The sequence below is a fragment of the Leptospira stimsonii genome, from assembly GCF_003545885.1.
Classification (GTDB): Bacteria; Spirochaetota; Leptospiria; order Leptospirales; family Leptospiraceae; genus Leptospira; species Leptospira stimsonii.
On record NZ_QHCT01000001.1, the window covers coordinates 504,287 to 528,179 of the forward strand.

Sequence of the window (23,893 nt, forward strand, 5' to 3'; positions counted from 1 at the left end):
ACAAAATCCTAAGAAGTTTAGAATATTCTAAACTTCTACTACGCCTGAAAAAATTTCGCGTGCCGGACCGGTCATCAAAACGTTACCCGATTCTTGCCATTGGATTCGAAGGGTTCCGCCCCGAAGATCGATTTTTACGTCTTTTCCCGATCTTCCGGTAAGATTCCCAGCGACCATCACTGAACATGCTCCTGTTCCACAGGCCAAGGTTTCTCCCGCACCTCTTTCCCAAGTTCTTTGATAAAGATGATCTTTTCCACGAACGGTTACAAATTCTACGTTCACCCTTTTTGGAAAAATAGAATGGTGTTCTATCAATGGCCCGATCTCTCGAACCGGAAACTGATCGGAGTCATCGACAAAAATCACACAATGAGGATTGCCCATACTCACTGCGGTAAACTTTAAACTCTTACCTGCGATTTCCAGGCTTTGATCAACGATGGTTTCCTCGTTCTTCCAAAGAACCGGAATTTTTGAAGGAATCAAAATCGGTTTTCCCATATCCACGCTTACCAGATCCACTTTGTTACCGGATCCGATTTTTAAATCCACTTCCAAAACGCCGGCGCCGGTTTCAATTTTTGGATTTTTAGAATTCGTTAGACCGTGATCGTAAATGTATTTCGCAACACAACGAATTCCATTGCCGCACATCTCGGAAGAACTTCCGTCCGAGTTGTACATATCCATCATAAAATCGCCTTGTTTAGAATTTCGGATAAAGATGACTCCGTCGCTTCCGATCCCAAAGTTACGATCGGATAATTTCTGAATTTGTTCCGGTGTTAAGCGAACATCTTTCTGAGTAGCATCGATATAAACGTAATCGTTACCGATTCCTTCCATTTTTGTGAATTTAAGCGCGGCCACGGAAACTCCTGGTGATAAACTGAATTCTATCTTTTTTTTAGACTCCTTCCGGGGAAATTCAAAAACAAGAAAAAGCCCTCTACTTTTTTCTGGCTTTTCCGGCTTCACCCGGAGACATTGAAAATCCGGCCATTCGCCTGGGGGCTTTTTTGAATCAAACCTGTTATCTTTGCTCGAGCACTCAAAATTCTACCGTATTCATAGAGAATGGAATCGATATCGTTCGTTGTTCTCACTGCGGACATGTGTTTTCTACTTACGAACAAGAAGAACACTATGAAGGCTACTGGGACGATGATTCTTCTTACGATCTCGGTTGGTGGGACAATGCTCACAGAGAAATCTATCAGGACTTTATCGATGCATTCTTAAAAGCTCCGACGGGGAAAATTTTGGACGTAGGTTGCGGACTAGGTTTTTTTGTGAAACGCATCGGCGCTCAAAGACCGGGTTGGGAAGCAATCGGATACGAGATTTCAGAAAAAGCGGTGAAGTTTGCGAGAGATAAGAACGGACTCAAAAACGTCTTTCCTGGAATCGTTCAAAATTCTGGAATCGAAAAAGGATCGTTGGATATCATCACACTTTGGGACGTGATCGAACACATTCCTAAGCCCCATAGTCTATTAGAATATTTGCATTCACTTTTAAAACCCGGCGGAATTCTTTTTTTACAAACTCCGAACTTTCCCGTTCAATTGTTTAAGGCTCGTCTGAAAGTTCTTTTGAAAGGAATGAAACCGGATGGGCATTATCTGGAAGCGAAAGATCATATCAACGATTATACGGAAAAAACGATGAGAATGCTTTCGCGACAAACCGGTTTTAAAGAATGTAAATTTACTATTCTGAAGCCGATCGCTTCCGTTTCCGGAAGCCAAGGCGGAAATCTAGGAACGATTTTTAAGAAAACGTATTATTATGCGACGAAGATCGTTTGGCTTCTCAGTTTTAAAAGTTTGAACCTCAACAATACGTTATTCGCCATTTTAAAGAAATAATTTCAGAGCAACACGGAGATCGTTCGTCTCTAAATAAGAGTATTCGTTTTTTTTGGGAACGTTCTCTAAAACGATTCTCCTTTCTTCCAAGTCGGTTTGTTTTTTAGAAAACACCGATTTTAGATGAATCGCGGGAATTCCGTAACGAAGGGCGCCTTCCACGTCGTCCTTTAGAGAATCTCCGATCATAGAAACCGGAGTTTCTCCTTTTACAAGTTCTCTCGCCTTTGTAAAAAATTTTTCCGAAGGTTTTTCCTTTCCGACCTCTTCCGAACTCAGAACTAAATACTTTAATTTTTTAGAAAGTAATGTATTCATCTTGATCAATTGTGTTCTCAAGTTCTCGTTCGTACAAAAAAGAATCTTTTGTTTTTGAGAGATTTGTTCCAAGAGAGAAAATGTTACTTTGTATTCTTTCTCGTATTTCTTTTTGAAAGTTTGAATTCCGATTTGGAAAAAAAGGAAATAGTCTTTTTCCAATTTTAGAATCCACTTTGGATTCAGTGTTCCCCATTTCTCAAGACACATCTTTTTAAAATAAATCAAACGAAGACGATTCGATGGAGAATCCTGAAGTTCGATCTTTGTTTCTTTGCGAGCGGCGTCATAGAGCTGAGAAAATTCTTTCGTAGAAGTAAGGCCGTATTCTTTTGCCCTTTTTGTAAGTTCTTGTATCGAGAATTCGTAAATAGCGACGGAATCTAAGAGCGTATTATCAAAATCTAAAAAAAGTGCCATTCCTTGCAAAAGAATCTTTCCGATGTCGAAGGCAATTCTTTTCCTTCATTTTTCCTTGCGCGAATTTAGATTCCCTTGAATCTTCTTATCAAGCATGACGGAAAAACCAGAATTCATTTCACGAAGATCGTTTCTTGCGGTTTTAGGTCTTTGTATTTCCGCTTTGATCGGCGGCCTTTCTTATCTAAAATTCAGACGCGGAATCTCTGGGAAAATTCTTGGACCGAATCGAGAGATCGGACATAGAATTCGCGAGAACTCGAAATCCGAACTCGGCTCCAATACAAATCGAAAGGTTTCGGAAAAAGTAAAAGTTCTGATTCTTGGAAGTGGAGTTTCCGGCTTGAGCGCGGGCTACTATCTTCAGAAGGCGGGTTTTTCCGATTTTCAAATTTTAGAATTAGAAGGGAACGCCGGCGGAAATTCGAGATCCGGTCAAAATCGAATCGGTCCGTTTCCTTGGGGTGCTCATTATCTTCCACAACCCGGAGAAGAAGCCGTTCTTGTTCGAAAATTCTTGGAAGAAAATAAAATCATCGTCGGAAAGGATCATCGAGGCAAACCCGTTTTTGACGAACGATTTCTTTGTTTTGACCCGGAAGAAAGAATCTTCTACCAGGGAAGATGGAACGAGGGTTTATATCCGGGAGGAAATTCCCAATCTCCTGCCGGAATAGAAGAACAAAAATTTAAAAAATGGATCCAAACTTGGAGACTCAAAATTGGACGAGACGGTAAAAAGGCGTTCTCGATTCCGATCGATCTTTCTTCTCAAGATCCTGAAATTCTAAAATTAGATAACATTCCTTTTTTTGAATATATCAAAGAACAAGGATTTCGATCCAAAGAACTTTTTTGGTTTTTGGATTATTCCGTTCGAGACGATTTTGGCGGTTCGATGGATACCGTTTCCGCTTGGATCGGGCTTCATTACTTTTGTTCCCGCCCAGTGGATGAAAACGGCGAAGACCTGACTCTTCTTACTTGGCCACAGGGAAACGGGTTTTTAGTCGAGAAGCTCAGAACTCCGATTCTTCCTAAAATTCGAACAGGAACCCTTGTCGAAAAGGTGACAAATTCAAATTCCAAAAATTCGCGTTTTGAAGTTCAAATCTATTCGGTCGAAACGAAAGAACAAAAAATCATTCCTTGCGATTCGATCGTCTATGCGCTTCCCTCCTTCACGCGCAAATATGTTCTCGGAGAAAAAAACGGCGTCGCGGAAGGACTTACCTATTCTCCTTGGTTGGTCGCCAATCTCTCCGTGGATCAAGTCCCGACAGGAAAAGGAATTCCCCCGTGTTGGGATAACGTAATCTACCAAAGTCCGTCTCTTGGTTATATCGTTTCCACACATCAGGATCTGCGGGCTGGAAGAGAAGAATCCGTTCTTACCTACTATCAGGCGTTCGGTGATAAGGATACCGTTTCCGTACGCAAGAAGATGATGACGACCTCTTGGTCGGATTGGAAGAATGCGATTTTATTCGATCTCAAAAAGGCACATCCCGATATTGAAAGAAGAATCCAGAACATCGACATCATGACCTATGCACACGCGATGATCCGGCCCACACCCGGTTTGATTTGGGGAGGAAAGCGCGAACGTCTTGCGATTTCTTATCCACATCTTCATTTTGCTCATTCCGATTTAAGCGGAATTTCCATCTTTGAAGAGGCGTTGGTTCGCGGCAACAACGCGGCGATGAGAATTTTAGGAGAGCAAAAAATATGAAGTCTAAGGGCTGGATCTTCAATCCTGCGGTAGACTTGTCGTTTATCATTTTACCCGGAATTCTTTCCGTATTCTTTTTATTCATATTAAAAGAATGGAATATACTTCCATCGGAAATCAATCCCTGGACGTGGTTCTTTACGGTACTATTGATAGACGTGGCTCACGTCTATTCCACTCTGTTTCGATCCTACTTTAATGAAGAAGAATGGAGAGAAAAAAAAACTCTTCTCATAACAGTTCCGATCGTTTGTTTTCTATTTTCGGTCTTTCTCTACTCTTTTGGTTTGATTTGGTTTTGGAGAATTATGGCTTACGTTGCCGTCTTTCATTTTATTCGTCAGCAATTCGGATTCTTAGCTCTTTATAGAAAAAAAACCGATTCGATTCAAATTCCGTTCGTTCTGGACAAACTTACGATCTATTTGATGGGAGGAATTCCGATTCTTTACTGGCACTTAACGGATCAAAAAAGGGAATTCTCTTGGTTTATGGACGGAGACTTTTTGGTTTATCCGATTCCTACTTTTGCAAGCGCCTTACTCTGGTTACAGCAGGTTTGGTTGGGGTTGTATTTATCGATTCACATCTTTTACTTTTTCAAATATCGATCGTTTCCTTTTGGAAAACTTCTGTTAGTAATCAATACTTGGTGCGTTTGGTTTTTCGGAATCGTTTATTTCAATTCCGATTTTTCTTTTACAATTACGAATGTAATCAATCACGGAATCCCTTATATTTTTTTACTCTTCTACTATGTGATTCAAAATCCAAACGAAATAAAAGGGGAAGTCTTTAAATCCAAGTCTTGGATTACGGTTCTCATCTGTTTTTTAGGCGTTCTATTCTTATTTTCCTTTGTTGAAGAATGGGCGTGGGACAGTTTTATTTGGAAAGATCATTTTCAAATCTTTCAAAACGCGAGCTTTTATTCTCTTGAGCTTCCGGAATTTGCAACCGCCCTCTTGGCATCGGCGCTCTTTTTACCACAATTTACCCATTATGTTCTTGATGCTTATCTTTGGAAGATAGGAAAGCCGAATCCTCGGTTATTTCACTTTTTTGGAATTACGGAAAAATAGGTGAAACGTGCTTTCCAATGAAATTCTATCACATTCAGATCTGGTTTTCGTTTTTAAATAGACAATCCAGGTTTTCCTTCCATAATGACGAAAAAGTTTAAACAGGAATTGATCCATGATTATCGTTGAAGGAATCGACTATTTCTTAATACCTGCGGAGAATCCGGAAGCCTCTGCGAAGTTTTATTCTGATATATTCGATTTTGAATCGGTAGATGAAAAATCGGGTGAATATGTTGTCATGGGACTTGATTCGATCAACATTAAGCTTCAGAAAATTTCGGGTTTTAAAAACTCTCTCGGCGAGAGTAAAATTCCGGTTCTGAGTTTTGTTTTGGACGTGGATGATTTCACGGAAGCAATCGCCGAATTGGAAGAAAACAAAATTTCCATCGTTCGTGGACCGGAAACGAATAGTGCGGGAGAATTCCTCCACTTTCTCGATCCATCCGGGAATGTTTTAGAAATCAGTTATAAAGATTAATTTTTTAATAGCGACATTTGTACACAAAAAAGCCTCTCTTTGAGAGGCTTTTTTATTCTCTAAGGAGCGAAACCATTTCCTCCTGGTTTAGCCTACCTTATCGATGAAAGTACCCTTTACCTTGTAGAAATCCCCGTTTTGACCTGCTTCAACTGCAAAGGCCCTCTTATCTGAAACGTTAGCCTGCTTATTTTCATACGGCTCGACGCGAACCATCCCGTCTTCTTTTGGGATTTTTCTTGTATCTTTGACTCCTTTTTCCGGAAGCCCAAGCTGAACTGAGGAAACTACCTTCATGATACAACTCCTATTCGAACTCTAACAGATCTCGAAAAAAAACCAAACATTTTTTATTGAAAGCTGATTTTACAACTTCCTTTTGCGGAGGTAATAAAGTACTGAACCGCATAATTTTCGCTGAAATTGATCGTTGGATTGTAAACCGGAGCGGCTAGTGTTCCATTATCAATCGCTTCACAGCTGGTCGTGAAATATTTCACCGCAACTAAGTTATCACATTCTAAAGCCAAAATGGTGCCGCCCGTTTCCCTTAAGTTTGAACGGAAGGCCTTTGTCCCGAAATCCGCCGTAAATTTAACGGTCGAAGAATCCGGATAATTGATCGCTGTTTCGTCCCCGTAGATATTGCTGTAGGCCTTATAACAATCCACATAAAATCGACGCGCCGAGCAATTGTATCCGTCCGTTCCAAAGACCGTGTCACAAAAGCCGTCGGCTTTCGAAACAGTAAGGAAACCTGCCTTGGCCCCGGCAGGAACCGTCGTAATGATCTCGGTCGTCGTGATCGAAAAGATCGTTCCGACCAAATCGTTGAATTTCACAATCGTATCGGTTGCGTTCGGTGTAAAATTTCTACCGGTAATCGTGATCTGAGTTCCGGTATAAGCGACGTCCGTAGACTGCGGAGGAGAACCGGCTGGCGGATCAATTCCGGTAATTACGGGACTTCCGATTCCAAGACCTGCAAATAATTCATTATTAGATTTGCTATCGTTACATTGAAGAAACGAAAGAAGGAGAAGAATGAGAAAAAATTTTGTCGATTTATGTAGCATAACCTTACTTGGCTTGAAAATTTTACGACGGGCACCTAGTTTATCGGAACAAAAAGGTTTCGGCAAGAATTATTCTGCCTGAAAAATGGTGCCTTAAATGAGCGAATCCTCCACAATCCTCTACTCAATCGAAAAAGATATCGCAGTCGTGCTCCTCAATCGACCGGAAAAAAGAAACGCAATCAGCAAAGAACTGCTTTCAACCCTTCACGACTCCATTCTAAAAGCAAAGGAGAATCCTTCGATTCGATCTTTGGTATTAGGAGGAATTGGACCTTCTTTTTGCGCCGGCGCGGACCTGAAAGAAAGAGCGGGCATGTCGCCGAAGGAAGTAACCCAATTTTTAGAAGGGTTAAAAAACTGCTTTTTAGAACTTGAAAATTTTCCATACCCGACCGTTGCCGCTTTGGATGGTGACGCGTTTGGAGGTGGACTAGAACTTGCGCTTTGTTGCGACTTCATTCTACTCAAGAACGATATTCGTATCGGATTGACTGAAACTCGTTTAGGAATTATCCCCGGCGGGGGAGGAACACAAAGACTTCCTCGAAGAATCGGGGTCTCGAAAGCAAAGGAAATGATTTTCACCGGAAAGACAATCGACGCGGAGACCGCGTTGAATTATGGGCTTGCTAATTCTATCTGGCACGATTCTTCACTTCCCGCCGCAAAAATGTTAGCGGAAGAAATCGCGTCCCATTCTGCTCCTATCGCTCTTCAGCTTGCAAAGAAAGCAATTGCGGAAGGTTATGGTCAAGATATACAAACGGCTCTGAAAACGGAAAGTAAATACTATAACGAGACGTTAAAGACGGAAGATCGGGTGGAAGCGCTCAAAGCCTTTCAAGAAAAACGAAAGCCGATTTTCAAAGGAAAATAAATGATTCTCACAGGAAAAGAAATTCAAAAACGAATCGGTAAAGACATCGTTATCGATCCTTATTCTGAAAAACTTCTCAATCCAAATTCTTACAATCTAAGACTTCACGAAGAACTTTTAGTTTATACCGAGCTACCCTTAGATATGAAAAAGCCGAACCCGGCTGAGAAAATCATCATCCCGGAAACAGGGCTTCTTTTAAAACCGGGAGTTTTGTATTTGGGTAGAACCTTGGAATTTACGGAGACGCATAATTTAGTACCGATGCTCGAAGGTCGTTCTTCTATCGGTCGACTTGGAATGTTAGTGCATGTCACCGCCGGTTTCGGAGACGTCGGTTTCAAAGGATTTTGGACCCTCGAAATTTCAGTGATCCAACCTCTGATTGTTTATCCCGGCGTGGAAGTTTGTCAAATTTTCTATCATACGGTTGAAGGACAAATAACGGAATACTCATCCGGGAAATATCAGGCGAATCAAGGAATTCAACCTTCGATGTTATACAAAGATTTCGAGAAGTAGAAATCCTTTCTTTTTTGTTGACTTTATCCCTGATCGCTCCAGAATTTTGACCTCAAAACACTTTTTTGGAGAATGGAATGACCAGATTTAGATCTATCGCAATTTTTCTAACCTTTGCATTTCTTTCTGCACCTGTATTTGCAGGTGAAGAAGATGCAATCCTTGGAAAATGGTGGAACAAAGAAAAAGACGCTCAAGTGGACTTGCAGAAATGTGGTGCAAAAATTTGCGGAAAAATCGTTTGGCTAAAAGAACCGCTTTATCCTGCAGGAAGCACCGAAGGAACTCCGGGAACTCCAAAACTGGATATTAATAATAAAGATGAAAGCCTTCGCTCTCGTCAGACTCTCGGTCTTGTTTTTCTTACAGGTTTTTCTTACGAAGGGGAACAAGTGTGGTCCGGAGGAAGAGTTTACGATCCAAAAGGTGGTAAAACTTACGACGGAAGACTTACCTTGAGAAATGCCGATACTTTAGATCTTAAAGGCGGCTACAAAGTCGGTTTTATGATGATCGGTAAAGAATCTACTTGGACAAGAGTTAAATAAGAATAGAACTTTACGGTTTCTAAAACATAGAAACCGTTTCAGATCCTTTTTGCAATTCAATCTCTCCGATCAAAAGGAGAGATTTCTCTTCCTTCCTTTTCACACATGATTTTCGATCTTCTTTAGAATTTTCTTCGCATTTTCGTTTTGTGGATCCAACACTAAAGCTTTATCCGCAAACTCTTTTGCTTCCATATATTTTTGTTGTAATCGATACAAATCGGAAAGATTTACTAAGTTGTTCGCGTTGTCCGGTTGCTTCGCCGCAACTTTCTCAGAGGCGCTGATTGCTTCCGAAAACCTTCCAAGTTTCTTGTTTGCGACGGAAAGATAATACCAGTATTCGCTCAACTCGGGATCCAACTCCAGGTATTTTCCAAGAATTTCGACTGCCTTTACGTAATCCTTGTCTTTGAAACTGAGAAGGGCTAAGAGTTTAATCACCTTAGAATCTTCCGGAGTCTTTGAATAAAGATCCATTAGTTCGTCGATCGCTTCTTTCGTGTTTCCGTCTTTATAAAGTTGTCGTGCATGCGAATAGGAGATGCTCCAATCAGAAACGTCATCGATTGCAGAGCTCATTGCTATCTTATCAGAATCATCGGAAAAACCGTGCGCTTCTTCACCTGTTCTTATACCGTATTCGATTCTCAGTAAAGAAAGATCATCTGTGATTTCTCCATTCTTATAAATCAAATGTTCGATTAGATCGATATCGCCTTTTCCGGCTTCCACAGTTTTCAGAAATAGTGTTTCGTCCTCATTGATCGATCTTGTGTCTTTATCCGGAGTCAGATCGAGATCGTCTTTGCCATCCGATCCCAAAATCAGAATATCACCTTCTCGTAAAGTAGTTGTGAACACTTTGAAGGGATATTCCGATTCCAATCCTATCTTTCGAAGATTCAAAGTACTGTCTAGAAAGGTCGCCCGTTCGTCCCGATACAATACTGTAAAAGGATGTTCTGCATTAAAATAGTAAGCTTTTCCTGATTCTTCTTCGATTAGAAAAAAGGTCCCTGAGATTACCATACTTCCGTTAAATGATTTGAAGACGGCGTTCACTTCTTCGTAGGTTTCGGTTAACCATTGTTCCGGTGAGATATCCAGGATTCTATTGTTTGCCGCAGAGCGAGCGAGAATCGAATTGATCACGACCCCCATTACAAGAGATCCGCCGGCGCCCTGCATGGACTTTCCCATTGCATCCCCATTCATCGCGAAAACATAACGTTTGAAATTGGAAGGAACTCCCAAGCGCAAATTTCCTGTCACACAAATGTCTCCACCGAGATCCGCGCGTTTTCCCTTAAATTCAAATTGTTTCTTTTGTCTTAGGAGAAAGTGTGTCGAAACCTTAGGAGACTTACTCGCATTGTAGTTGAGAGGTTTTGCGAGAAGAGAAGTTAAAAAATAATCTCCGTCCTGTTGAATTTTGAGTCTTTGAAATTCATCGATCTTTTCTGAAAGTTCTTCGGTTCTTTCTCGAACTTTGAGAGCCAAGTGTTCGGCATAATCCTGGAGTTCTTTTCTCGCGTCTCGTATCGAAGTCACCATGTTATTAAAAGAATCCGCCAAAAATCCGATCTCATCTTTAACTCGAATCGGGACCTGGACTTCCAGACTTCCATCATTCACCTTTTCAACTCCACTCAATAAATCGTTCAATGGAGAAACGAGACTTCCCCGGAAAAACAACGGGAATAATAAGATGATCACTACGATCACAACACCCAAAACGATGATCTGCTTCAAAGCAGTCGGGTGCATAAATTCACGATAAACTCTATAGGAAAAACCGACTTCGCTGACTTTGTCATTCTCTGAATCGTATTTTATAAAGCCGATATAATGATTGCTATGATTGCCGACGTCCTTCTTGCGATAGTATCTCGTAAGGGAGGGAACGAACGGACGAAAGTAGTTGAGCACTTCTTCCTTAAGTTTTTCCGGGCTCACCGCTTTACCGTCCCACTTGCAAAAATTCCAACGATACTCCAAAGAGATTCGAAACATTTTGACTTCTTTGGCGCCGTCGAGGTAACTCCTACCTTTCGAACAAAAATCTTCAGGAAAGATATTATCCAGTTTATTCGAAGCGACGAAAACATAAAGACCGAGTCTGGACAATTCTTTGCTCAACGCGGTTTTAAGAGAACCCCCTTCCAAATCCGGATGTTCTTTTAGAAAGTTAACGATCGAATATCGATAGCCTCCAAAATTCTCATGAGAATTTTCCACAAGTCGGATTACGGACTCTCGAAAACCTTCTTCTTTAAGATTAAAAATCCTTTCGTATAACAGCGTATTTTTGAAATCAATAGCAAGTTGTTCTTCATCCGGATGAATATTAGGATCGTATTTCGCTTTATCGAAAGAATTCTTACCTTGGTCCCATTTGATCATGTAGGAAATTCCGTCTTCTATTGCGCCTCCTTCCAGCGCGCGTTCCATATGAATATGACTCAATGTATCATACTCGGATTCTTTGTCTTGGTTGGATATGTAAACAAGAGCTTGCATGATGATCAAAACCGTAACGAAAGTGATTCCGACAATTTTCAGCATGAAAGAAGTTTTTTCTACGGAGAAATTGAGATATAAGATAAGAATAATAAAGAAGGCCACCATAAAAAGAAGAACGATAGAGGTAAGATAAATCGACCTTTCAATGTAACCGTCTCTACTCAGAAGATTCGCGATCACTGGAACCGTTCCTCCCACAAGAAAGGACATCATAAACGCAAAAATAATCCACCGAGACTTCCCTTTTAGTACTGTCATCCTCCAGATCGGGATCGCAATGAAATTGATAAAAACGTACGTAAAAATAATGATCGCGATCGTTCTACTAACATTCTCCGCATTAAAATCCCAATGATGAGCCGTGAAGTGATATTTCACGGGAGCTTTCCAAGTTGAAAAACAGAAATAACCTACAGACACAACCGCGACGATCCAGAGAACGATCGTTGTGACCAAGTTGAATTTCGGATTATCGTTGTCCGGATATCTAGCAACAAATTGACCGATGTGAAGGATTGCCGGTAAAATCAAACCGGCGGTGATCCAACGATGGTAGGCGGCGAACGGATGATAGAGCACCGCCGCAAACACATAACCGAATTGAAATATACCGAGTAAAAAGGCGCCGAATGCTAAATGTTTGGTGCTTGATACTTTCTTATCTATAAAAAGAAAAACACCGGAAATCAGCATGGAAGTTAAGAAGGACAATAAACTCCCAAATGAATAATAATTGAGAAGTACGTTGTTCCAAATGGATTCGGATTCACCCATAATATCAATAAACCTGTTTCTTTAAGAATCTCTGATAATCGAAGAATTTGGATCTATCTTTTTTTTCCAAACAGACGTTACTCTAACGATAGGAAGGTTCTTTTCAATGATAAAATAGAAGGGAATTCGAATTCGACACGTTTCTATGGATTTCGGATCGGAGCGAAAAAGCGCTCTTCTCTCGAAGTCGCGTTTTTCTGAAACAAGCGTTCAATTTAAGGGAAGGAAACGAAGTTCCGAATGATGGATTCCTTTTGAAACGTTTTCCAGGAATATATTTCGTAAGGTCCAGGCGTGACCCAACCTCGGAGGAGACTTGACCAATTCTTATTTTGAATCGTTTTTAAGATAAGAATGACTTGGCCGGTCGTTTTCGGGGAATTTTCAAAAACCAGCTTTTTTATAAATTCCCGATATCCGGAAGGTCCCAATTCCTTATAAAGAATAAACTGAACTTTCAGAGCCTTATTGTAAAAGGTAGGAGTTGCCGAAGGGATTCTTTCCCTAAAGTCGGGGTCGAGTGGAAAATCTTTTCCGCCTTGGAGTCCTTCTTCCATGCTCCATTCTTCAGCCATGGAAATTAATTCTTCTTTCGACAGACTGATTTTTTTTTCCTTATAGAGAACGAAAGGTAAGAAAGAAACGATTCCTTCACTCAACCAGGCGATGTCAGAAAAATAAAAATGCCCGAGCTCGTGAAAGAGAAGCGCAGGATATCCGGGAGGGGCGAGGTCCGGTTCGAAATAAATCCCTCGCACAGGCCCATGATCACCGGAGATATTATTATATCCCCCCACCCGAGTTCCATTTAAGAAGACTTGGTCTTGTACTAACAAGAGGACTTTGAACTTTTCGGAAGCCTTTTGACCCTCAAAAATGCCTGCGCTCGCTTCGTGAAATGAAATTCCAGAATAAGATTCCAGACCCTTAAAAAGATCGCGCGTCTTTCCAAATGCGAACTCGTTCCATTCTTTATCCTTAGAAGAATTCCGAATCTCAAGAATCAATTCCCCTCTGGATAGTGGAATTCTTCGAACCCATGAATTCTTTTCCGAAATTAGATCGAATGAGATTACAATTAAAATTCCAAAAAAAAGGCTACGCACGATCTCGTTCAATGAGTTTCAAAAGTCTTTCTCCGTTTTGATTTCCCGGATCTAAGTGCATGATCTGATTTGCAACCTCTTCCGCTAAATCGAACTGATCCATCAAACGATAGATATCTGAGAGGTTGATCAAGTTTGAAAGATTATCCGGTTGAATTTCCTTGAGTTTCAAACTCGCCTGAAGTGCGTGATCGTATTTTCCAACCTTCTTGTTTGCAATGGAAAGGTAGAACCAGTATTCATGTAGGCCCGGATCGGTTTTTAGATAATTATCCAAAACTTCAATCGCAGTCGTATAATCTTTTCCTTTGAAACTCAATAGACCGAGAAGTTTGTTGATCTTTTGATTAGCAGTGTCGTGCGTATAACCCGTCTTTAAAAGTTCGAGCGCTTGTTCGACTTTTCCATTCTTATAGAGTTGTTTTGCGTCTTCATAGATTACATCAGGGTTGAGAGCGACTTCAATTCTATCACCGCCGGTAAACATTTCGTCGAGTTCGTCTTTTTTCTTTTCGAGCTGAAATTCTACTTTGAGCATCGAAAGGTCGTCTGTCAATTCTCCGTACTTGCGAATTTCAACCTCGATATCTTCTAGGTTTCCTTTCCCTTTTTCTACGTTACGTAAGAAAAGATTTTCATCCTCGTTGATCGTTCTGACGGTCTCTTCAGGAGTGAGATCGATATCGTCTCGACCGTCCGATCCGAGAATCAAGACATCGCCTTTTTTTAATTCAAAAGTTCGAATTTTGAAATCGAATTCGGAATCCAATCCCAACTTTCTGAGCTGAAGTCCTTCTTCTAAGAAACTCGCCTTACCGTCGCGGTATAGAACCGTGAAAGGGTGTTCCGCGTTAAAATAAAAACACTTACCGGTTTCTTCTTCGATTAAGAAGATCGTGGCGGAAATCACCATACTTCCGTTGAACGATTTAAAAACCGAATGAATCTCTTGATAAACATCGCTTAACCATTCGGTCGGAGTTTTATCGAGAATCCGATTGTTCGCCGCAGAACGAGCCATAATGGAGTTCATCACAACTCCCATCACAAGAGCCCCTCCGGCGCCCTGCATGGACTTACCCATCGCGTCCCCGTTCATAGCCATGGTATAACGTTTGTAGCTATCAGGAGTTCCCAAACGAAGATTTCCTGTAACACAGATATCTCCGCCCAGATCGGAATGTTTTCCTCTAAATTCGAACTGCTTCTTTTGTTTTAGAATAAATTCCGTACTAACTAGTTTCGATTTGTTGGCGTTGTAGAAAAGCGGCTTCGCCAAAAGGGAAGTAAGGAAGTAATCCCCGTCTTGCTGGACTTTCAGCCTTTGGACCTCTTCCATCTTCTCCTGAACTTCTTGTGTCCTTTCTTTTACCTTTTCTTCAAGATTTTCCGCGTAATCTTGCAATTCCCTTCTTGCCTGTTTGATCGAAGAAACCATCGAGTTAAATGAATCCGCTAAGAATCCGATTTCATCTCGAACCTTCACGGGAACCTGAACGTCAAGATCTCCCTTGTTAACTTTTTCCACGCCGGAAAGTAAATTATTGAGCGGATTTACAAGACTACTTTTGAAGAACAATGGAAACAATACTAGGACGACGAAGATCACCGCTAAAAGGATGATCGTTTGTTTAACCGAGGTCGGATGCATGAACTCTCGATATTTTTTATAGGAGAATCCGAGTTCAACGACCTGCTTCTTCGCCGGAAGGTATTTCATAAAAGCCACATGATGACCCATTCCATCTACGCTTCTTCTATAGTGTCTTGTCTGCGCCGGCTTGAAATAACTGAAATATTTAAGAATTTCCGCTTTGAGTTCCTTACCGGAAATTTCTTTTCCCTTCCACTTACATCCATCCAAGTTTTTAAGAATTCCTTTTTTAAAGGACTCGAGTTCTTTGTTTTTTTCCAGGTAGGATTTGCCGTCTTCACAAAACGATTCAGGACGAATTCCCTGCAATTTATTCGTATTAACGAATGCGTCCTTATTGAGTCGTTCTGCCTCGGCTAAGAGCGCCGCCTTTAATTCTTTCGCTTTTAAGGAAGAATTATCCTTTACAAACTTAAAGATCGCATCTTTATAACCGGCAAAATACTCAGGAGAAGAATCTAAAATGTTTTTGAGGTTCTCCCTGAAATTATCTTCATGAAGACCCGCGATCTCTTCATAAATCAGAGTGTTCTGTAAATCCACTTTAACGAGGGAAATGTCCAGACCGTATTTAGAATCGTAATCAGTCGTTACCAATTCGCCGCTTTTCTCATCGTATCGAAATATGTATTGTACCTCGTCGTTGATACGACCACTTTCTAAAACCCTTTCACTGTTAACAAGATGGAGGCTATCATACTCCGCCTCTTTGTCCTGATTCGAAATGTAGACAAGAGCCTGCATGATCAAACAAATCGTGAACAAGGTAATACCCACGATCTTAACCATAAAGGTAGTACGTTCTGTACTATTATTAATAAAAACGATTGCGACGACCGAAAACGCCGCGATAAAAAAAATCAAAGTCGAAGTCATGTATATCGATCGATCCATGACACCGTCTCTACTCAACACGTTGGCTATGTTCGGATAAAATGCGGCGATCATAAAGCCGACTGCGAAAAGAAAAATTGCGAATCGTTTCTTATCTTTGTCAGTAATGATTCTCCAAATAGGTACAATTACGAAGGCGATTACGGAGTAAAAAGCGATACTAAAAGCAAGATACCTACTCGAAACAAGCGCGTTGAAATCCCAATGGTGTGCAGTGAAGTGATATATTTTTTCAGAGATATATGTTAAATAAATAAATGCACATGCCACAAAGAAACTAAGAACGTGTTGAGAATATAATAACCAAGTTCCAATTTTCTTATTGTAATTGCTCGGATAACGAATAAAAAACTGAGCAAAATGAGTAATCGCCGGTAGAATCAAACCTCCGGTCAACCAACGGTGATACGCCGCCAATGGGTGATAATAAAACGCCGCAAGAAAATAACCGATCTCAAAAAATCCGAGGATAAAAAACCCAATTCCGAGATGATAGGTGGCGACGGTCTTTCTTCTTAAACTAATAAAGAAGACCGCGAGAAAAAAAGTCGTAAATGTTACTAATAGACTTCCAAAAGAATAATAGTTGAAGAGAATCAAGTCTGATCTCAGAAAATCTAATCCCATAATCTCCAGTCCGTCTTTCTAATTCTTTATTTTGTTCGAAAAAGCACGGGTTTAATCAAATATCTTGAAAACGGTTTCAATAATTCATACCAAAACTAAAAATCAATAGAAAAAATAACGGTTCAAAAGAGTTTTCCCTAATGGCCGTTTTTGAAAAGCTTACTTCTCTTAATACCAAGATTTCCGGACATTTAAGGGAAAAACTTTGGCTAAAAATTCTCATCGGAATGGGGGCAGGAATTCTTGCAGGCGTTCTGCTCGGATCCGATTTATCTCTTGTTAGCCGAGATGTCGCTCAACTTACTACATCGTGGCTTGTTATTCCTGGACTTCTCTTCATAAGTTTACTGCAGATGATCATGGTGCCGTTGATTTTCTCTTCTATTATTCTCGGAATTTGTTCCGCTGAAAATCTGGAGAATGTCAAAAAACTTGGAATCAGGACCGTTTTTTATTTCGTTTTAACTACGTTTGTTGCCGTTGCGATCGGAATCTCGTTAGCGATTTGGCTCGAACCGGGGAAATCAATCGTTCCTTTAAAAAATTTGCAAATTTCTAAAATCCCGATTCCGATCAGTATCCCGACTTTGGATAAATATCCTGAGATGTTCATGTCGTTCTTTCCCAAAAATCCATTTCTTTCCATTACTCAGGGAGAAATGTTAAACGTCATCGTATTCTCTTGTTTGATCGGAATCGCGATTCTTTCAGTCACGAAAGAAATTTCCAAACCCATTTTGGAAATCCTAAACTCGATTTTTCAGATCAGCATGAAAATCGTGAACTGGGCTATGGGCCTTACTCCCTTCGCGGTTTTCGGTCTTATGGCAAAAGCGATCTCATCCATCGGTGTGGAACTTCTTTTAACGTTAGGAAAGTATATGAGTACGGTTTTACTCGGACTTTTTTCCGTGTTAGTCGTGTATTCGATCATTCTTCTCATAGTCGCGAGAAGAAATCCTTTCGACTTTTATAAAAAGATCGCGAGTCTTCAACTCCTTGCATTTTCAACTTCGAGCTCGGCCGCGGTAATGCCCGTTTCCATTCAAACCGCGACTGAAGGTTTAGGAGTAAAGAAGAATATAGCGGAGTTTATTATTCCCGTTGGTGCAACCGTAAACATGGATGGAACAGCGTTGTATCAGGCCGTAGCATCCATCTTTTTGGCTCAGTATTATGGAATCGACTTAGGTCCAACACAACTTATCTTCTTACTCTTCACAACGGTGGGCGCTTCGATCGGAACCCCAAGTACGCCCGGAATCGGAATTGTTATTTTGGCGACGATTCTTGCGGGACTCGGAATCCCAACCGAAGGAATCGGAATCATTCTTGGAGTGGACCGATTTCTTGATATGTGTAGAACTACGATCAATGTCACCGGAGACATTACTGCCTCTTGTGTCATGGATAAATTGAGCTGATTGAAATCGAAATTTTATAAACTCACCTTTTACAACATTCTTGCGAATATTACCGTTCCTTTAACCGGATTGGTGGACACAGCTATATTAGGAAATCTAGATACACATATCTTTATGGCCGGAGCTGCGTTATCGGGAATCATATTTGATTTTATTTTCTGGATGTTCGGATTTCTAAGAATGGGGACGACCGGTTTAACCGCGCAAGCATCTGGAGAAAAGAATGAAAAGGAATCTCTTTTTATTCTAATTCGTTCCATTTGTTTGGCGGTTTTATTTGGAACGGGAATTCTCTTACTTTCCCCTTGGATTAAAGAATTCGGATTTAAAGTTTTAGAAGGAGAATCGATCGTAAAAACCGCAGGCATTTCGTATTTCGATGCGAGAATACCGGGTTCTATCGCTGTTCTTTGTAATTACGTTTTTACGGGTTGGTTTTTAGGAAGAGAAAAAAGTTTTTACGTTCTCATCGCAACCGTTATCGCGAATACCATCAACATTGTGTTAGACGCTTATTTCATTTTAGAATTAGGTTGGGAAGCCTACGGAGCAGGGCTCGCGACGACGATCAGTCAATTCGGTATGTTATCATTCTTCCTTATTCTACTTCTTAGAGAATGGAGAATCGGATCTGATTTTAAATTCACATGGATCCGAGAAAAAGCACTGCTTTCCCTTTCCGGATTCTCGTCTATCCTCCACTTAAACAAGGATATATTTCTAAGGACTCTATTTCTCATAATAACGTTCAGCCTTTTTCGAAACTTTAGCTCTGAAATGGGAACTGAAATTCTCGCGGCGAATTCTATTCTTCATCAAATGATTCTCGTTTGTGCATTTCTTGTCGACGGCGCGGCTCTTTCTACGGAAAGTTTAGCAGGCAATCTGTATGCTGAAAAAAAATGGAAGAGTTTAAAATCCCTTCTGTTTTTGGCGCTTTCAGTAAGTTTTCTATTCACTACGATCTTCTTAATTTTTCTCTTTCAATTTCCGAATATCACCTTCGGATCGATTACGAAAAGTTCTGAAATACTTTCAATTATACGAAAATATCAACTTTGGCTTATTCCCGTTTTGGAAATTGGAACCGTCGCTTTCATTCTCGATGGATTCTTTATCGGCCTTACACAGGGAAGAATTCTGAGAAACTCGATGCTTTTGAGTACAACACTTTTCTTTTTACCAATCGCATACTATGGAAAGATCGCGAAAAACAATCACTTTCTTTGGTTGGCTTTGACAATGCTCATGTTTGGGAGAGCTTTGACACTTTCTGCAAAGGCGAGAAAATTTTTTCAAACGGTTCCTGTTTCACCGATTGTCCGAACCGCTGAAAAATAAAGTCGAATTCTGCGTTAGACGTCATTCAAAACTGACTTGAATTTCCGCTGGAATCGATTTCCATTCTTCCGAATTTCTGCTTTTGTAAAAGATTGGGGACACGATATCTTCCCAATTTTCCGCACGAAAAAGATCCAGACTTTCCTCTCCCTTTTTGAATACGCGAGAAGATTCGTCAGAACTCGGTTTTACATTTTGAATCGGAGCCCAGCCGAACCCGGGAATATAAACTTCTAACGTCTCCTTAAAAGAAACCGAATTTTTTTCACCCCGAGTAGCCGTATATAAGGAGCGAACGGGAACTCCGGAATCGACAAGATTCTTCTTTAAGGATGGAATGGAATTTCGAAATAAACGCGCATCGAAAATTTTATCAACGTAGTACACGTTCTTCGGCTTTTCAAGTGGTTCGCCTTTTAAGAAAGGTTTAATATCTTCGCCGATTCGTTCTTTCTTTTCAAGGAAATCATCGGTCACATAGTAACGAATGTTCTGAGTTCTCACCTCGAAAGAATACTCTAAGGTCTGCGTTCCCTTCTTATCGTCGACCCCCAATGTTTTTACGAAAGCACGAGCGTTTCCGATAAAATCCTGTTTAAAACCGGACTCGACCATTTTCAGATTTCGAATCCTTTGGTGTTCCGTAGTTGGCGGTTGAAACAGACCCAGCGCTCCTCCCGCTATCGAAAGTTCGTTCAATGAAAAAGTCAGTTTCACTTTTACTTGGTGTGTCGTTTCACCCGATGCGATAAAACGATCCGTTTCCACGAAGGAAACTCGCTTTACTTCTTTTCCAGCTCGATCTACTACATGGATTCTACTTCCTAAAAATACCATTCCTCTGATTTCTTTCGAAGGAGTTTTGATGGAACCCGTAATCGCACCGTTGTTCGGATTGTATCGATAAATATTACCGTCGGAAGAATCGGAAATCCAAAGAGAATCCCTTGCTAAAACGAGATCCTTCGGTTGTGCCCTATCAGTGAGAAATCCACCGATGATTCTTCCGGTTCCTTTATCAAGAATGGATATCTTTCCGTTTTCTTGATCAAGTATATACAAAAGAGAATCTTGACTTGCGATTCCTCCGATTTTTTCGATTGGAACCGGGATCCGCTCCGTCACTCCACCTGTGTTCGGTTCCACTTTAAGAATGAGCTTTCTGGAAGCGATGTAGATCCTTCCTTCTCTAGGATCAAAATGAATTCCCGTGAGAAACGGAATGTTTAACGGAAACGATTCTTGCCTTCCGGATGGATCGACACGATACAAGGAACGTTGTGCGGAATCGATATACCAAAAATTCGTTCCGTCATACGTGAATCCATACGCATTCTCCGTAAGTTTGATTTCCTGATCCTGAGCGAATATCGGAAACGAAAGAATACAGCCTAAGAATACTAAATACCTGAAAAAACTGACTTGAGTGAAATCCATAGCTCCTCTGCAAGACCGGGTCTATTTATATCAGTTCCAAGCTGGATCGGCGACGGTACAAAAATAAAAATCAGCGAGAACAAGATCAAAAGACCGCCGATTTTCCGAAATCGATCCAAAGGAACTACCGGGTCAGGGACAAACGGGTGTTCTACCTTTATGATGAAGTAAATCAGAAAACCCCACAACAACCAGGAGAAATTCCAAAAGCATAAAAGTAAAAAGCCTATAAAAAGATAATAAATCCACTTCCGATATTTTTCACCAAAAACGGAATAAATTACATGTCCTCCGTCCAATTGACCAAAGGGAAGAAGGTTGATCGCCGTCACGAGTAAGCCGACCCAGCCGGCTTGGGCAAGTGGATGAATCCAAACGTCTTGAACGGTCGGATCAAATGGTCCTAAAATCCATTGATTCACGAGGATGGTAAAAAAAGATTCTCCGAAAGAAATGACCCCGGGATTTCCTTTTAACGATTCCATGGGAACCAAAGATGACCAATAAATCCCGATAATATAACAAGGCACCGAAAGAATCAAACTCATCAACGGTCCCCAAATTCCTATATCGAAAAGTTGTTTTTTATTTCGAATCGGTTCTAGAATTCTTATGACGGCTCCCATTGTTCCAATCGGAGCAAATGGAATCGGAATAAAATAGGGCCAAGTAGCCTTAACACCGTAATGACGCGCGGCCACATAATGACCCATCTCATGCGCCAGTAGAATTGTGATCAAAGAGAGCGAATAAGGAAGTCTAAGAAAAAACAATTCTTTGATATATTGTGAAGGCAGAAAGGGTATCTCAAGAAACTCGCTTTGAAAAGTCAGAGTTAAAAAAGTAAGGAGAAACAGGATCAAGTGGGTTAAAAATCTAGACTGGTTCAATCGTTATTCTATTCTTCTTGGAAAGAATCCTCTTTACATGGTATCGCGAATTTTTAGCCTTTTACTAATCAGGGCCCGGAGAAAATCATTTGTTTGAGAATATTAAATTTATTAAGAAGTATGACCCAGCCGCCAAATCGTACCTGGAAATCGTACTTTGTTATCCGGGCCTGCACGCTCTCTGGTTTCACAAGGTGGCACATCTTCTCTATCGGATGAGACTCTCCTTAATCCCAAGGATGATCAATACTTTTTCCAGATTCATAACTGGAATAGACATTCATCCCGGTGCGCAAATCGCAAACGGTATTATGATCGATCATGGTCACGGAGTTGTGATCGGAGAAACCGCAACGATCGCAAAAGGATGTCTGATCTATCAAGGCGTGACCTTAGGAGGAACAGGAAAAGAATCCGGGAAACGTCATCCGTCTTTGCAGGAAAACGTCGTCGTAGGTGCTGGTGCGAAGATTTTGGGAAATATCACGATCGGAAAAAACGTTCGAGTCGGCGCTGGATCGGTAGTTATGAGAGACGTTCCGAACGACACGACTGTGGTGGGAATTCCGGCCAAAATCGTTCGTTCCAAAATGCCGATCGGTGAAGAAGGCGAGCACATGCTCGATCACAATGAAATTCCCGACCCGGTCGCAAAAGTTTTCTCCATCCTTCTTGAAAGGATAGAAACTCTCCAAAAGGAAATTCATTCGGTAAACCACGCAGATGGCGGCAAGACCCTTAACAAAACCGGCAAGGATAACTTAGAAGAAATCCTAGATGAATTTATCCACGGTGGCGGAATTTAAACTCCATTCCTTCCATCGTTTCGAATGGAAGAATCTAATTTCTGTTCCAATTTGAAATTCAACTCTGTTGCCTATCTGCGACTGTCTTACTTCTCTCGCAGTTCCAAAGTTCTTAGCGAAGGAATTTGTCTGATAAAGCAAAATAAATTTCTGAATGACTTTTTAAAAAACAATCTTCTCAATTAGAATATGAAAAAGAAGATTCTTATCGGTTTCCTTTCCCTCTTCCTCCTAACTTCGATTTTAAATTGTAACTTGCTCGTGTCGAACGAGCAGATATGCGCGCAAGATATGAAAGAGTTTGATAATTGCTTTCCGACATTGTTGCTCGTCTATCCTGGGTGCGTGGATCCGAGTTTGAATACTTGCGGAATTGCGGTCGTCGAAGTGGCAAAGGATATTTGCAGAAGTAGAATGAAAAACGATAGTTGTCGTGCTCACCGTTAAACGAAAAAGCCCTGCGAGTTTTCACAGGGCTTTTTTTCGGGAACAACGGTTAAAGAAGATACCTTACTTTTTTGGAATGAAACAATCGATTCCGTCCGTCTTTAATTTGGACTTCAATGAATCCGCGGCGTTTCTATTTGCAAAATCGCCCAACTGAATGACAAACAAACCGTCCCTCGTGAACATGAAAGTTTTTTCCCCATATTCTTGACCAAGATTTGATTTGTACGTTTCCGCTCTTCCTTGATCTCGAAAAACTCCTACTTGAACCGTGTAACCTTTCGGTGAACCTTTGATGTATTTTCCGCCGGTGATTTGTTTGTTCGGATAATCCGTTTTTTGAGGATTCAGTTTTTCCGGTTTTCCGGTTTCATCACCTAACAAAGCGTCTTCGTCATCGGAATTTTCAAGATCTTCCGATTCTTCTCCGGCCGCACCACCACGTTTGATCACCTTGATTCCGACCTTTGCCACTCCCGTGTCTTTGAATTCGAGAGTATCCGCCGCTTTTTCCGAAAGATCGATGATTCTATCTTTTACAAAAGGGCCTCGGTCGTTTACACGAACTAAAACTTCTTTTTGATTTTCTAAATTCTGAACCTTGATGATGGACCCGAGTGGAAGAGTCGGATGCGCCGCAGTCAGTTTTGTCTTATCGAATTTCTCTCCGCTCGCGGTCGGTTTTCCATGGAATTTGGAACCATACCAAGAGGACATTCCGATCTCATCAAAATCTCCGGAAGAAGAATTCGTTTTTTCTGGAGGTTGAGCCTTTGCGTATTTTTCAACGTTCAGTTCTTCTTCAAAAGAACGTCTCGCAGGTTTTTGCGAAGCTGAGTTTGAGCCGGATTCCCTATCCATCGGAGCGATTTCTTTTTCAAAGAAAATCTCGGACGGATCTCCGGACGCACTGACGCTCCGTTTTGACTCAACGGATGCGCAAGATGTAAAAATAATCAGGGCAACTAAGATTGCTATTTGTTTCATTGTTCCCTCGGGTCCTAGTGATTCCCTTAATAAATCGGTCG

Annotated in this window: 20 protein-coding genes; 10 read left to right on the forward strand and 10 right to left on the reverse strand. The window is 41.0% G+C overall.

Annotated elements, in window-relative coordinates:
• Positions 1 to 27: 27 nt before the first annotated feature.
• Positions 28 to 873 carry a diaminopimelate epimerase gene (gene dapF, locus DLM75_RS02525; RefSeq protein ID WP_118967937.1) on the reverse strand — a complete coding sequence of 282 codons (846 nt, stop codon included), beginning with the start codon at positions 871 to 873 and terminating at the stop codon, positions 28 to 30.
• A gap of 149 nt (positions 874 to 1,022) precedes the next feature.
• On the opposite strand from dapF, the gene DLM75_RS02530 reads away from it, so the two are divergent.
• Entirely contained in the window at positions 1,023 to 1,874 is an 852-nt protein-coding gene (locus DLM75_RS02530) for a class I SAM-dependent methyltransferase (protein WP_118966964.1), read from the forward strand.
• On the opposite strand, the gene DLM75_RS02535 is transcribed toward DLM75_RS02530, so the two are convergent.
• A complete protein-coding gene (locus tag DLM75_RS02535) occupies positions 1,863 to 2,612 on the reverse strand; it encodes an HAD family hydrolase (RefSeq protein ID WP_118966965.1) in 750 nt (249 codons plus the stop codon). The genes DLM75_RS02530 and DLM75_RS02535 overlap by 12 nt on opposite strands.
• 94 nt (positions 2,613 to 2,706) lie before the next feature.
• Between DLM75_RS02535 and DLM75_RS02540 the strand changes: the two genes are divergently transcribed.
• The 3 genes from DLM75_RS02540 (at position 2,707) to DLM75_RS02550 (ending at position 5,913) form a co-directional block, all read left to right on the forward strand.
• Positions 2,707 to 4,347 carry an NAD(P)-binding protein gene (locus DLM75_RS02540; protein ID WP_118966966.1) on the forward strand — a complete coding sequence of 547 codons (1,641 nt, stop codon included), beginning with the start codon at positions 2,707 to 2,709 and terminating at the stop codon, positions 4,345 to 4,347.
• Positions 4,344 to 5,429: a hypothetical protein gene (locus tag DLM75_RS02545; protein ID WP_118966967.1), complete on the forward strand. Its 1,086-nt coding sequence runs from the start codon at positions 4,344 to 4,346 to the stop codon at positions 5,427 to 5,429. Before DLM75_RS02540 ends, DLM75_RS02545 begins: the two co-directional genes overlap by 4 nt.
• 115 nt (positions 5,430 to 5,544) lie before the next feature.
• Positions 5,545 to 5,913 (forward strand): VOC family protein, encoded by a 369-nt coding sequence (locus tag DLM75_RS02550; protein ID WP_100788238.1) that lies wholly within the window; start codon positions 5,545 to 5,547, stop codon positions 5,911 to 5,913.
• Between the two features lie 87 nt (positions 5,914 to 6,000).
• On the opposite strand, the gene DLM75_RS02555 is transcribed toward DLM75_RS02550, so the two are convergent.
• The gene (locus DLM75_RS02555) at positions 6,001 to 6,210 is read right to left on the reverse strand and encodes a hypothetical protein (protein ID WP_118966968.1); all 210 of its coding nucleotides are present in this window, start codon (positions 6,208 to 6,210) and stop codon (positions 6,001 to 6,003) included.
• A 53-nt stretch (positions 6,211 to 6,263) separates the two neighbouring features.
• On the reverse strand, positions 6,264 to 6,989 hold the full coding sequence (locus DLM75_RS02560; protein WP_118966969.1) for an LIC10067 family putative lipoprotein: 726 nt from the start codon (positions 6,987 to 6,989) through the stop codon (positions 6,264 to 6,266).
• A 97-nt stretch (positions 6,990 to 7,086) separates the two neighbouring features.
• Here DLM75_RS02560 and DLM75_RS02565 point away from each other — a divergent pair, with 97 nt between their 5' ends.
• The 3 genes from DLM75_RS02565 to DLM75_RS02575 all read left to right on the forward strand — a co-directional run bounded on the left by DLM75_RS02565 (position 7,087) and on the right by DLM75_RS02575 (position 8,939).
• The gene (locus tag DLM75_RS02565) at positions 7,087 to 7,869 is read left to right on the forward strand and encodes an enoyl-CoA hydratase/isomerase family protein (RefSeq protein ID WP_118966970.1); all 783 of its coding nucleotides are present in this window, start codon (positions 7,087 to 7,089) and stop codon (positions 7,867 to 7,869) included.
• On the forward strand, positions 7,870 to 8,391 hold the full coding sequence (gene dcd, locus DLM75_RS02570; RefSeq protein WP_118966971.1) for a dCTP deaminase: 522 nt from the start codon (positions 7,870 to 7,872) through the stop codon (positions 8,389 to 8,391).
• A gap of 77 nt (positions 8,392 to 8,468) precedes the next feature.
• On the forward strand, positions 8,469 to 8,939 hold the full coding sequence (locus DLM75_RS02575; RefSeq protein ID WP_118966972.1) for a DUF2147 domain-containing protein: 471 nt from the start codon (positions 8,469 to 8,471) through the stop codon (positions 8,937 to 8,939).
• A 99-nt stretch (positions 8,940 to 9,038) separates the two neighbouring features.
• Here the strand turns inward: DLM75_RS02575 and DLM75_RS02580 are convergent, their stop codons facing one another.
• The 3 genes from DLM75_RS02580 to DLM75_RS02590 form a co-directional block, all read right to left on the reverse strand.
• Positions 9,039 to 12,239 (reverse strand): SpoIIE family protein phosphatase, encoded by a 3,201-nt coding sequence (locus tag DLM75_RS02580; protein WP_118966973.1) that lies wholly within the window; start codon positions 12,237 to 12,239, stop codon positions 9,039 to 9,041.
• A 215-nt stretch (positions 12,240 to 12,454) separates the two neighbouring features.
• Positions 12,455 to 13,345 (reverse strand): gluzincin family metallopeptidase, encoded by an 891-nt coding sequence (locus DLM75_RS02585; RefSeq protein ID WP_118967938.1) that lies wholly within the window; start codon positions 13,343 to 13,345, stop codon positions 12,455 to 12,457.
• Positions 13,338 to 16,520 carry a SpoIIE family protein phosphatase gene (locus DLM75_RS02590; RefSeq protein ID WP_118966974.1) on the reverse strand — a complete coding sequence of 1,061 codons (3,183 nt, stop codon included), beginning with the start codon at positions 16,518 to 16,520 and terminating at the stop codon, positions 13,338 to 13,340. The genes DLM75_RS02585 and DLM75_RS02590 overlap by 8 nt, the downstream gene beginning before the upstream one ends.
• Positions 16,521 to 16,660: 140 nt before the next feature.
• Between DLM75_RS02590 and DLM75_RS02595 the strand changes: the two genes are divergently transcribed.
• Together DLM75_RS02595 and DLM75_RS02600 are read left to right on the forward strand one after the other, a co-directional pair.
• Positions 16,661 to 17,944, forward strand: a complete 1,284-nt coding sequence (locus tag DLM75_RS02595) for a dicarboxylate/amino acid:cation symporter (RefSeq protein WP_118966975.1) — start codon at positions 16,661 to 16,663, stop codon at positions 17,942 to 17,944.
• Complete coding sequence (locus DLM75_RS02600) at positions 17,945 to 19,285, forward strand: MATE family efflux transporter (protein ID WP_118966976.1); 1,341 nt, start codon at positions 17,945 to 17,947, stop codon at positions 19,283 to 19,285.
• 21 nt (positions 19,286 to 19,306) lie between these two features.
• Here DLM75_RS02600 and DLM75_RS02605 read toward each other — a convergent pair whose 3' ends face one another.
• On the reverse strand, positions 19,307 to 20,722 hold the full coding sequence (locus tag DLM75_RS02605; protein ID WP_118966977.1) for a Vgb family protein: 1,416 nt from the start codon (positions 20,720 to 20,722) through the stop codon (positions 19,307 to 19,309).
• On the reverse strand, positions 20,686 to 21,579 hold the full coding sequence (locus tag DLM75_RS02610; RefSeq protein ID WP_118967939.1) for a site-2 protease family protein: 894 nt from the start codon (positions 21,577 to 21,579) through the stop codon (positions 20,686 to 20,688). Before DLM75_RS02610 ends, DLM75_RS02605 begins: the two co-directional genes overlap by 37 nt.
• 122 nt (positions 21,580 to 21,701) lie before the next feature.
• On the opposite strand from DLM75_RS02610, the gene cysE reads away from it, so the two are divergent.
• Positions 21,702 to 22,418: a serine O-acetyltransferase gene (gene cysE, locus DLM75_RS02615; RefSeq protein WP_118966978.1), complete on the forward strand. Its 717-nt coding sequence runs from the start codon at positions 21,702 to 21,704 to the stop codon at positions 22,416 to 22,418.
• 510 nt (positions 22,419 to 22,928) lie between these two features.
• On the opposite strand, the gene mpl36 is transcribed toward cysE, so the two are convergent.
• The gene (mpl36, locus tag DLM75_RS02625) at positions 22,929 to 23,852 is read right to left on the reverse strand and encodes an RlpA family plasminogen-binding lipoprotein MPL36 (protein ID WP_118967941.1); all 924 of its coding nucleotides are present in this window, start codon (positions 23,850 to 23,852) and stop codon (positions 22,929 to 22,931) included.
• Positions 23,853 to 23,893: the final 41 nt, after the last annotated feature.